Raw genomic sequence first — 10,536 nt, 5'->3', positions numbered from 1 at the left:
ATATATGGATTTGCCTCAGATAGTGCGCCTATTACTGTTGCAAATATTAGTCGTATGCCAGCGGTGAAAGGGGAAACCTATGCATTTACTCCAGATATAGCCCGCTTGGACGACGGTAATCTCATTTTTGACGATACTGAATATGCAGGCAAAGTAACCGTAACAGTACCTGCGTTAGATGATTTGCCTCTTGGAGAATTTGAGGTGGACTTGCAACGCGTACAAAAACAAGAGGTGCAGTTACAAAATTATATCCATCTGTATGACCCAAATGTTGATGGCGATACAGTTTATAAGCGCGTTAGCTTAAGTAGAGGACCAAGCACGCTCGCATTTAGACAGGGACAAAGGTGGAATGAGATTTATAAATTGGCACTTGCGCCAGAAGTAATTGTCATTAAAGTTGTCGGAGGGGCAATGTCCATCTATGATGAGACAGGAGCGTTATTAACAACAGAGACATACAGTAACGCAATCAGCAAGCTACCGTTAAAAGATACTTACTTATATCGTGTAGATCCGCCACCTGAACGCCTGGTAGATGTGGTCTCTTTACCTCATAACGGCGGATTCGGCTTTAAAGCACCGTTTGCGGGTGATTACCAAATCCGCTTTAACGATGATACCAGTATAACAATCACGCTCGAGGGGGGAAGTCAATTACCAGATGTTGACTATAGACAACGCGTGTTTGTTTATAACTCTCAAGAGTATAGACTAGACAACATTGTATCTATTGATGGTATGCTTGACCGGAGTTAATTTGGTTTTGGCCGCACAAAAGTGCGGTCATTTTTTTGGGGAGAATTTATGAGTAAAAAACATTATTGCACAGGGTGGAAATCCGCACCTGCCGATGTCAATAATTGTTGTCATCAGCACGATCGGGATTATGGTATTAATGGCACGGTATCGCGCAAAGAAGCAGACGAGCGATTTTTGCAATGTATGCTCAAAAATAAACGCCCGATTTTAGGGCGTGTGTTGTATGGATTAGTGAGAATGTTTGGGGGAATTTGGTTTAAAGGAGAAAAATAAGGGCTTTATCATTCACGGATCAGCTACGGATCATTTATGGTTATATTTGAGTTGTATTAAAAATTGAGATAATTCAATAACCCGTTGATTTTAATGCCATAGTTGTATCTAGGTTATATCAAATTTGGTGGAGCTGGGGGGAGTTGAACCCCCGTCCGAAATTACTCTACCTTCAGCACTACACGTTTAGTCTAGTCTTTAATTTCACTTAACCACTGCGGACAGACACGCGATAGTTAAGCTAGCTTGATTCAATTTAACGTTTCGATCCTCAAGCGGAGGCGTCCACGCGATCTCGTTTGGGTTTGACTCCTCTTGATCCCCGTCTTACGAGCGGAAGCTAGGGAGAGAAGGCTATGAGCAGGTTATTAAGCTGCTAAAGCGTATTGTTCGTCGTTTGCGACTATTTTTTTGCGGTTTATTTACGAGGCCAACCGCACCTCGACGTGCACCTTGGGCTTCGCTAATCCCGTCGAATCCAGAATCAGCCCCAAAAACTTGGTAATTCTATCAAGGAATTGATTGAATTTAAAGAGAAATAAAGTAAAAAGGCTAGAATATTTCTAGCCTTTTTGTTCATCACTATGATGACTAAATTATTTAGTTAAACTTTCAACTTTTTCAACAGCAGCGTCTTTCGCTTCAGTTACTTTTTCAACTGCAGCATCTTTTGCTTCTACAGCTGCATCTTTAACAGCTGCGGCTTTGTCCATTGTAGCGTCTTTTACTTCAGCTACTTTTTGTGCTGCTGAATCAACCGCTGAGCTTACTTTTTCTACTGCAGCATCTTTTGCTTCTACGGCAGCATCTTTAACATCAGCAACTTTATCAATTGCAGCGTCTTTTACATCTGCTGCTTTTTCTGCTACTGCATCTTTAGCGCTAGTTACTTTTTCAACTGCAGCGTCTTTCATTTCAGCTGCTTTTTGAGTAGCAGCATCAGCCATAGAAGTTACTTTCTCAGCCGCTGCATCTTTCATTTCAGTCACTTTTTGTGTTGCTGCGTCAGCCATTGAGCTTGCTTTTTCAGTGATTGCATCTTTAGCTTCAGTAATTTTTGATACTGCAGTGTCTTTCACATCTTTTGCTGCTTCAACTGATGCATCTTTAACATCTGATGCTGCTTGAGCTACAGCGTCTTTTGCTTCAGAAACGCTTGATTTTGCATTTTCAACTTGTGCTGAAACTTTGCTTTCTTTATCGAAACAGCCAGTTACAGTTAAGGTTGCGCCTAATACTAATGCGGCTAATAATGATTTTTTCATTTTTACTCCTAAATAAATAATTCAATAATGAGATACAAACCCCACGTTTGCGGTGCATAGTCTGTAACAAAAATGTGGAAAAATAAACTACTATTTACATTTTTTTACGTATTAATTTTGAAAAAATTTAAGTGGATAGATTTAACTCATTGAAATTAAATGAAAAGATGTTTTTTGAGTAATGAATTGTCATTTTATGTAAAGAGTGAAACTTTTGTAAGTGGTGAATTTTATAGCTTAATGCGGTGATTTTGTCATCATTATGCATTTTTTCATAGAAAATTTTGATGTAAAAAAATCTGCGCTTAACCGCTATTTTTAAGGGAAAAGCGCAGATTTAAAGTGCGGTCGGTTTTTTCTGAATTTTTGTTATTGTGTTGCTTGGATTGCTGTTAATGCAATGGTGTACACAATATCATCGACTAATGCACCGCGAGAAAGGTCGTTCACTGGCTTACGCATACCTTGTAGCATAGGGCCAATAGAAACGAGATCCGCAGAGCGTTGTACCGCTTTATAAGTGGTGTTACCTGTATTCAGATCTGGGAACACGAATACGGTAGCTTTACCCGCAACTGGTGAGTTTGGCGCTTTAGAACGTGCCACATCTTCCATAATTGCCGCATCATATTGTAATGGACCATCAATAATCAGATCTGGGCGTTTTTCTTGTGCTAGACGTGTTGCTTCTTTCACTTTTTCAACGTCCGCACCGCTACCAGAGGTACCCGTAGAGTAGGAAATCATTGCCACTTTTGGATCGATACCAAAGGCTTTCGCAGAATCTGCCGATTGAATTGCGATTTCTGCAAGCTGTTCTGCCGTTGGATCTGGGTTTACCGCACAGTCACCATAAACAAGCACTTGATCTGGCAATAACATAAAGAAGATTGAAGAAACAATGGAGTTACCTGGTGCTGTTTTGATAATTTGCATTGGCGGACGGATCGTATTCGCTGTGGTGTGAACCGCACCTGAAACCAAGCCATCAACTTCGTTGGCTTCTAACATCATTGTGCCAAGTACCACGGTATCTTCGAGCTGTTCACGAGCAAGGGCTTCAGTCATACCTTTGTTTTTACGCAGTTCGACTAAACGGGCCACATAGTTTTCACGCACGCTTGCTGGATCAATAATGGTGATGCCTTTGCCTAATTGTACGCCTTGTGCTTCTGCTACACGTTGAACATCTGCTGGGTTAGCTAAAAGCACACATTCTGCAATACCACGTTCTGCACAAAGGGCTGCGGCTTTGATGGTACGCGGCTCGTCCCCTTCAGGTAATACAATGCGTTTTTTCGCTTGGCGTGCTAATTCGGTTAATTGGAAACGGAACGCAGGTGGCGATAAACGGCGTTGGCGAGAAGATTCTGCCACGATTGAATTAACAAAGTCCGCATCAAATTGTTGGCTAGTGTATTGTTTAATGCTTTCAATACGCTCTTTATCATCGACTGGCACTTCAAGGTTAAAGCTTTGTAATGCCAAAGCGGTTTGCCAAGTGTTGCCTTCAATACGGAAAATTGGCAATCCTGTGCTTTCAAAAACAGGTTGGCACAGTTTTTTGATTTGGCTATCTAATTTATATCCGCCAGTTAAAAGCAAACCACCTAATTCAATGCCATTACTTGCAGCAAGGGCAGCAGCAACTAATACATCAGGGCGATCTGCGGAAGTCACTAACAAGCTACCATTGCGGAAGTGTTCCACCATATTTGGTAAACTTCTTGCACAGAAAGTGATGCTACGAATACGGCGAGTTTGAATTTCGCCCTCATTGATAATGGCTGCACCTAAGTGTTTAACTAAGTCAATAACGCGAGTTGCAATAAGTTCTGCATTCCAAGGAATACAAGCAAGCACTTTGATTGGGCTTTTTTCAAAGAGTTTATACACTTCAGCCACGTTGCTATGGCTATGTTGATAAGCGTCAAAAATCTCACTTAAATCAGGGCGAGTACGACCAGATTCATCAATCGGTGCGTTGAATTTATTGATAACCACACCCAGTAAGTTTTTGTTATTTTTACCACCAAATTGTGAAGCAGCGGCTTCTACACGCTCTTTAAGCTGTGCTGGCGTTTCTGTTGAAGGGGCAGCAACCAAAATGATTTCTGCATCTAGCGCTTGGGCAATTTCATAGTTAATGCTGTTGGCATAGCTATGTTTGCGCGTTGGGATTAAACCTTCAACAATGATAATTTCATTGTTTTTAGCTAATTGTTGGTGATTTTCAACAATTTTCTCTAATAAAACATCAGATTGATTTTGTCCGATTAAGCTTTCCGCTACGCTTAGCATAAATGGCTCAGCGGTTTCAATAGAAGTGCTAGTACGAACGATAGAAGTGCTGCGATCAAGTTTATCTTCGCCGGTATTTGGTTGCGAAATGGGTTTCATAAAACCAATTTTCGCGCCTTTTTCTTCAAGCGAACGAATTAAACCAAGGCTAACACTGGTTAAACCAACGCCAGCACTCACAGGAATAAGAATAATTGTGCGAGACATAATAAACCTTCAGGTTAAATGATGAAAAAGAAACTGCCGAATAATTCGGCAGTCTGTTTATAAAATTAGCTACAAAGTTTTGCAGTATCTTGTGCGATTACCAATTCTTCGTTTGTTGGGATAACCATTGCCACAGGGGTGTTATCTGCGGTGATCACGCCTTCGTTACCAAAGCGCGCTGCAAGGTTTTTGTCGTTATCTAGTTTATAGCCGAAGAGTTTTAAATGCTCTAAGGTTTTTTCACGAACAAGTCCTGAGTTTTCACCAATACCACCAGTGAACACGATAGCGTCTAAACGCTCACCGATAACCGCCATATATGAACCGATATATTTCGCTAAACGGTAGCAGAATACATCTAATGCACGTTTTGCTGCGGCTTCCGCATCATAGTTATCTTCAGCATAACGACAGTCGCTGGTTACTTCTGTTAAACCTAATAAACCTGATTTTTTGGTTAATAGGGTGTTGATTTCTTCAACGCTCATACCTAGGTTATCATGTAGGTAGAAAATGATTGCAGGGTCTAAATCACCAGAACGTGTACCCATCACTAAGCCTTCTAATGGGGTTAAGCCCATTGATGTATCAATACATTTACCGTGACGAACGGCAGCTACTGATGCACCGTTACCTAAGTGGCAAGTAATCACATTTACTTGATCCGCAGGCACGTTTAAACGCTCAGCCGCTTGTTGGCTTACATAGAAATGGCTTGTACCGTGCGCACCGTAGCGGCGAACACCGTGATCTTTATATAAAGAATAAGGAATGGCATATAAGAATGCTTCTTCAGGCATTGTGGTATGGAATGCTGTATCAAACACCGCCACGTTTTTATCTTTTAAGTGCGGGAACATTTTGAACGCTTCTTCAATACCGATTAAGTGCGCAGGGTTGTGTAATGGCGCAAATTGGATCGCGTCTTTAATCCCTTGAATAACTTCATCATTGATGATTACAGAAGAAGTGAATTTCTCACCACCGTGAACAATACGGTGACCAATTGCCACAATCTCATCTTTTAATGATGGATCTAATGGGAAAATATTGTTCACAATAAATGCAAGGGCTTCACTGTGTGCTGCACCAGCACCTAATTCTGCATTGCCTTTTTCGCCGTGTAATTTCCACTTAATACGCGCATCGGGTAAATGAAATGCTTCTGCCAAACCAGACAATTTTTCTTCACCTGTTACAGGATCTAAAATTGAAAATTTAAGTGATGAACTACCGCAGTTAAGTACGAGAACTAATTTTTGAGACATAAGTAACCTATCTTTAATTAAGTTAAAAGGAATCCGTCTGACATAGCCTAAACGGAGCGACATATAAAAGTCGTTAGATCCTGTATAGGATACACTGTTCACTCAATAAAATAAATTCTCAAGGTGGAAAAAATGCGACATTTATCAAAAAAATGATTAAAAATTAAAATTTTTTTATAAAAAATAAAATCAAAGTTCAAAGTAAAGAAGAAGGGAAGGAAAAGAATGAGCTATAATGAGCAAATTGATTACCGATCAGCATAACTCAGTATAAACAAGGAAAAAGATGAAATTTTTCACCGCACTTCAACAAGGGCAACAATATCTCAATACTTGGCCGTTAATCCCTAAATTAGGTATGATTTTTCCCGAAAACCGCGTTATCAAAGCCACCCAATTTTCGCAAAAACTGATGCCATTTCTGGCGGTGTTTGCGTTAGTGTGGCAACAAATTTATGCCAAAGGGGATATGGTGGCATTAGCCGCGACCATTTTAACCGCACTTTTTTCCTTGTGTTTACCTTTGCAGGGGCTTTATTGGCTTGGCAAACGAGCCCAAACGCCATTACCGCCACAAAGTGCGGTGCAATTTTCTCAAATTTGTCAGCAATTGGAAAAAGCGGGCAGTGGCATTAATGTGCCAGACAATCCCTCTTATCAAGATTTGGCGTCAGTATTAAAAAAAGCCGAGCAAAAACTGCCCGCAGACTTTTGGCAATCCTTATAATTTTCTTAATGCGTGCTTTGTTGATCCTACCAGGAGCGAGTGATATAGTACGCCACTTTTTAACCCTTAGGATAAAAAACTGCAAATAATGCTACGCAAACGTTTTCGTTTTTTGCTAGAATACGGCGGTCATAAATATCCTATATTTTGTAGAGATTATTTTCGTGAACAATTATTTAGATTTTATCATTATCGGAATTATTGCGTTTTCCATTATTGTCAGCCTTCTACGTGGTTTCGTGCGTGAGGTGATGTCCCTTGCAAGCTGGGTCGTTGCCTTTCTGGTGGCAAATCATTTTTATCCCTATGTCGCCAACTTTTTAACTCAAATTGAATCAGGATATATTCGTAACGGCGCCGCCATTGCCATCTTATTTATTGCCACCTTAATTATTGGCGCAATTGTGAATTATTTAGTTAGCCAACTGGTAGATAAAACAGGTTTATCAGGCACGGATCGCGTATTAGGTGGCTGTTTCGGTTTGTTGCGAGGTGTCCTCATCGTTGCAGCATTATTATTCTTTGTGGATACTTTCACCAATTTCAACCAAAGTGATCTATGGAAAGAGTCAAAATTAATCCCGCACTTTAGTTTTATTGTGGAATGGTTCTTCCAAAAAATTCAGGAAAATTCCAGTTTATTAAACTCAACATTAACTCAATAGGGGATAACACGAAATGTGTGGTATTGTCGGTATTATCGGTCAAAGTCCAGTAAACCAAGCTATTTATGATGGCTTAACCGTGTTGCAACATCGCGGGCAAGATGCCGCAGGAATTGTAACCATTGACGATGAAAATCGTTTTCGCTTACGCAAAGCCAATGGGCTGGTGAGCGATGTTTTCCAACAAGTGCATATGTTGCGTTTGCAAGGCAATGCAGGGATTGGACACGTTCGTTATCCGACAGCGGGAAGTTCAAGCGTTTCAGAGGCTCAGCCCTTTTATGTCAATTCGCCTTATGGCCTAACCTTAGTGCATAATGGCAATTTAACCAATTCGGAACAGCTGAAGAAAACCTTATTTGAACGGGCGAGAAGGCACGTTAATACCAATTCAGATTCTGAAGTGCTACTTAATATTCTCGCTTACCACCTCGACCACATTTACACCCAACACCTTTCCGCCGAAGACATTTTCCACGCCATTAAAGCTACGAATAATGACATTCGTGGGGCTTATGCTTGTATAGCAATGATTATCGGACACGGAATGGTGGCTTTTCGCGACCCGAATGGCATTCGCCCATTGGTACTAGGCAAACGTGAGGAAAAAGGCAAAACAGAATATATGTTTGCTTCTGAAAGTGTCGCGTTAGATGTAGTGGGCTTTGAATTTGTTCGAGATATTCAGCCGGGCGAAGCGGTGTATATTACCTTTGACGGCAAACTTTATGCCCAGCAATGTGCAGACAATCCAAAGCTCAACCCTTGTATTTTTGAATATGTTTATTTTGCCCGCCCAGATTCTTACATTGACGGCGTATCCGTTTATGGAGCAAGAGTACATATGGGGGAACGTCTAGGGGAAAAAATCGCCCGTGAATGGCAAGATCTAGACATTGATGTGGTGATTCCCGTGCCTGAAACTTCTAATGATATTGCCTTACGCATAGCCCATATTTTAAACAAACCTTATCGCCAAGGCTTCGTGAAAAATCGCTATGTGGGTCGCACCTTCATTATGCCGGGGCAAACCCAGCGAGCCAGTGCGGTACGCCGTAAACTCAACACCATTTCTTCTGAGTTTAAAGGGAAAAATGTGCTGTTAGTGGACGATTCCATTGTGCGTGGCACAACCTCGCAACAAATTGTGGATATGGCACGGGCTGCGGGAGCGAAGAAAATTTATTTTGCCTCTGCCGCACCTGAAATTCGCTATCCCAATGTGTACGGCATTGATATGCCAACCAAGCACGAACTGATTGCATACGGGCGTGATGTGGATGAGATCGCGAAGCTCATCGGCGTGGACAAATTGATTTTCCAAGATTTAGATGCTCTTACTCAATCCGTACAACAAGAGAATCCAGCCATTAAAGGCTTTGATTGTTCTGTGTTTACAGGCGAATATATTACAGGCGATATTACCGCCGAATATCTTGACCAAATTGCGGATTTACGCAATGATAGTGCAAAGAAAAAGCGTGAAAAAGACGCAACCAATCTTGAAATGCACAACGAGAGCTAATGACAAAACAACGTTTAATTATTGGGATCACAGGGGCTTCTGGGGCGATTTATGCTATACGCCTGCTTGAAGTTTTGCGATCCCAAACCAATATCGAAACCCACCTGATTATCAGCAATGCTGCCAAACAAACCCTCACGGCAGAAACGGATTATAGCATTCAAGCGGTGAAAGCCCTTGCGGATAAAACCTACGACGTGCGAGATATTGGCGCGGCAATTTCTTCAGGATCATACCGCACTTTAGGAATGGTGATTTTACCCTGCTCAATCAAAACCTTATCGGGCATCGCTCATAGCTATACCGATGATTTAATCACCCGTGCCGCTGATGTGTGCTTAAAAGAACGCAAACCGCTTTTCCTATGTGTGCGAGAAACCCCGTTGCATTTAGGGCATTTGCGTTTAATGACCCAAGCGGCTGAAATTGGGGCAACCATAATGCCTCTAATGCCCGCCTTTTACCACCGCCCCGCAAGCCTTGATGACATCATCAACCAAAGCATTAACCGCCTATGCGACCAATTCGGCATCGATCTTGAGCGAGAACTTTTTCAGCGTTGGGGAGAACATTCGTTTTAGCATTATTGATGTTTATAATCCTCCCAAACTGAACGCAAAAAGAGAATAGCGTTACAGGCTCAACAACACATAAGCATTTGCATCAGGTGTAACTTATTTTAACCTACGATAGCTTGTATTTTTTATCTTTTACGCTTTTTATTGTAAGGCGATTAAAATTACAGGCTAATCCACCGATATTTTCATTACCATTTTTAGCATTTCCCCACCCTTAAATTTAGATTAAATATTCAACAATTTCAAGGGAGTATACTCCCTGTTGTTTTCTCTCTTTACAGAGAAAACAAAACCCTTTGCCGAAAGGAAAATTTTTATGTTCTCTAAATAATAAGGAGGCAAAATGTCTGAGTTTGAGGAATTGTTAAAAAAACAAGATTCTATCGGTTAACAATATTAGCCAAGCAAGGCATAGCAGAAGCACAATACAATTTAGGCGTGATGTATAGAGATAGGCTGGTAGATATTTTTTATCCTGATAATGGAGAATCATCGTACTGGTTCAAAAAATCTGCTGAACAAGGTGTTGCGTTTGCGAGCAAAAAAATGAAAGATGCGTATAAAATTGATTATTAAAAATGAAACTTAGTATCAGAGAAAATGATATTTTATTAGTTGATTTAGATAATACACTGGTTTTTACTGATGAAGCTAATAATGCAGCTTATATTGAAGCAATTAGATATTATTTGCCTAATTTTGAGTTTGATTATTCAGAAAGAATAACTAGAGAACATTTACCTAATATTTTAAATTGTTTTTCTGATGATAGCTTGATTTCTAATATTGTTGCTTTAAAAGAAATGATTTATGAGAAGCATCTTTTTAGAACCTTATTAAATGAGGAAATATATTGTTGTGTAAAAAGTCATAATCCAGAATTATGCTATTTAATTACAAATGCAAAGCTTGAAAGGGTAAATAGTATCTTAAATCATTATAGTATGAAAAATAATTTTAAG

General features: G+C 40.4%; 10 protein-coding genes and 1 other RNA gene. 7 read left to right on the top strand and 4 right to left on the bottom strand.

What is annotated here, in order from left to right:
- The coding region (locus ACLS0A_RS10625) for a hypothetical protein (protein WP_423105297.1) at positions 1-762 on the top strand (762 nt) is incomplete at its 5' end.
- 48 nt (positions 763-810) lie between these two features.
- Positions 811-1,038, top strand: coding sequence for a hypothetical protein (locus ACLS0A_RS10620; RefSeq protein WP_423105298.1), 228 nt, complete (start codon positions 811-813; stop codon positions 1,036-1,038).
- Between the two features lie 125 nt (positions 1,039-1,163).
- Here the strand turns inward: ACLS0A_RS10620 and ssrA are convergent.
- The 4 genes from ssrA to ACLS0A_RS10600 all read right to left on the bottom strand — a co-directional run bounded on the left by ssrA (position 1,164) and on the right by ACLS0A_RS10600 (position 6,079).
- Positions 1,164-1,530, bottom strand: a transfer-messenger RNA (tmRNA) gene (gene ssrA / locus ACLS0A_RS10615).
- A gap of 104 nt (positions 1,531-1,634) precedes the next feature.
- Positions 1,635-2,303 carry a hypothetical protein gene (locus ACLS0A_RS10610; protein ID WP_416083297.1) on the bottom strand — a complete coding sequence of 223 codons (669 nt, stop codon included), beginning with the start codon at positions 2,301-2,303 and terminating at the stop codon, positions 1,635-1,637.
- A gap of 369 nt (positions 2,304-2,672) precedes the next feature.
- Positions 2,673-4,811 (bottom strand): phosphate acetyltransferase, encoded by a 2,139-nt coding sequence (gene pta / locus ACLS0A_RS10605; protein ID WP_103852891.1) that lies wholly within the window; start codon positions 4,809-4,811, stop codon positions 2,673-2,675.
- A gap of 65 nt (positions 4,812-4,876) precedes the next feature.
- Entirely contained in the window at positions 4,877-6,079 is a 1,203-nt protein-coding gene (locus ACLS0A_RS10600; RefSeq protein WP_103852890.1) for an acetate kinase, read from the bottom strand.
- A 286-nt stretch (positions 6,080-6,365) separates the two neighbouring features.
- On the opposite strand from ACLS0A_RS10600, the gene yfbV reads away from it, so the two are divergent.
- From yfbV to ACLS0A_RS10575, 5 genes are all read left to right on the top strand, one after another.
- Entirely contained in the window at positions 6,366-6,806 is a 441-nt protein-coding gene (gene yfbV, locus ACLS0A_RS10595; RefSeq protein WP_416083298.1) for a terminus macrodomain insulation protein YfbV, read from the top strand.
- A gap of 164 nt (positions 6,807-6,970) precedes the next feature.
- Complete coding sequence (locus tag ACLS0A_RS10590; RefSeq protein WP_416083299.1) at positions 6,971-7,471, top strand: CvpA family protein; 501 nt, start codon at positions 6,971-6,973, stop codon at positions 7,469-7,471.
- A gap of 13 nt (positions 7,472-7,484) precedes the next feature.
- Positions 7,485-8,996 (top strand): amidophosphoribosyltransferase, encoded by a 1,512-nt coding sequence (purF, locus tag ACLS0A_RS10585; protein ID WP_410681988.1) that lies wholly within the window; start codon positions 7,485-7,487, stop codon positions 8,994-8,996.
- A complete protein-coding gene (locus ACLS0A_RS10580) occupies positions 8,996-9,577 on the top strand; it encodes a UbiX family flavin prenyltransferase (protein WP_416083300.1) in 582 nt (193 codons plus the stop codon). The genes purF and ACLS0A_RS10580 overlap by 1 nt, the downstream gene beginning before the upstream one ends.
- Before the next feature lie 575 nt (positions 9,578-10,152).
- A partial coding sequence (locus ACLS0A_RS10575; RefSeq protein ID WP_423111577.1) for a hypothetical protein occupies positions 10,153-10,536 on the top strand: 384 nt, incomplete at its 3' end.

Source organism: Avibacterium volantium (assembly GCF_049366555.1).
Taxonomy (GTDB): domain Bacteria; phylum Pseudomonadota; class Gammaproteobacteria; order Enterobacterales; family Pasteurellaceae; genus Avibacterium; species Avibacterium volantium_A.
Note: the sequence above shows the minus strand (reverse complement) of the source record. Positions and strands in the feature narration are given on the sequence as shown.

Excerpts from the sequence above, each read along its gene's own strand:
- ACLS0A_RS10620 (WP_423105298.1), top strand. The coding sequence starts at position 811 with ATGAGTAAAAAACATTATTGCACAGGGTGGAAATCCGCACCTGCCGAT.
- ACLS0A_RS10610 (WP_416083297.1), bottom strand. The coding sequence starts at position 2,303 with ATGAAAAAATCATTATTAGCCGCATTAGTATTAGGCGCAACCTTAACT.
- pta (WP_103852891.1), bottom strand. The coding sequence starts at position 4,811 with ATGTCTCGCACAATTATTCTTATTCCTGTGAGTGCTGGCGTTGGTTTA.
- ACLS0A_RS10600 (WP_103852890.1), bottom strand. The coding sequence starts at position 6,079 with ATGTCTCAAAAATTAGTTCTCGTACTTAACTGCGGTAGTTCATCACTT.
- yfbV (WP_416083298.1), top strand. The coding sequence starts at position 6,366 with ATGAAATTTTTCACCGCACTTCAACAAGGGCAACAATATCTCAATACT.
- purF (WP_410681988.1), top strand. The coding sequence starts at position 7,485 with ATGTGTGGTATTGTCGGTATTATCGGTCAAAGTCCAGTAAACCAAGCT.
- ACLS0A_RS10580 (WP_416083300.1), top strand. The coding sequence starts at position 8,996 with ATGACAAAACAACGTTTAATTATTGGGATCACAGGGGCTTCTGGGGCG.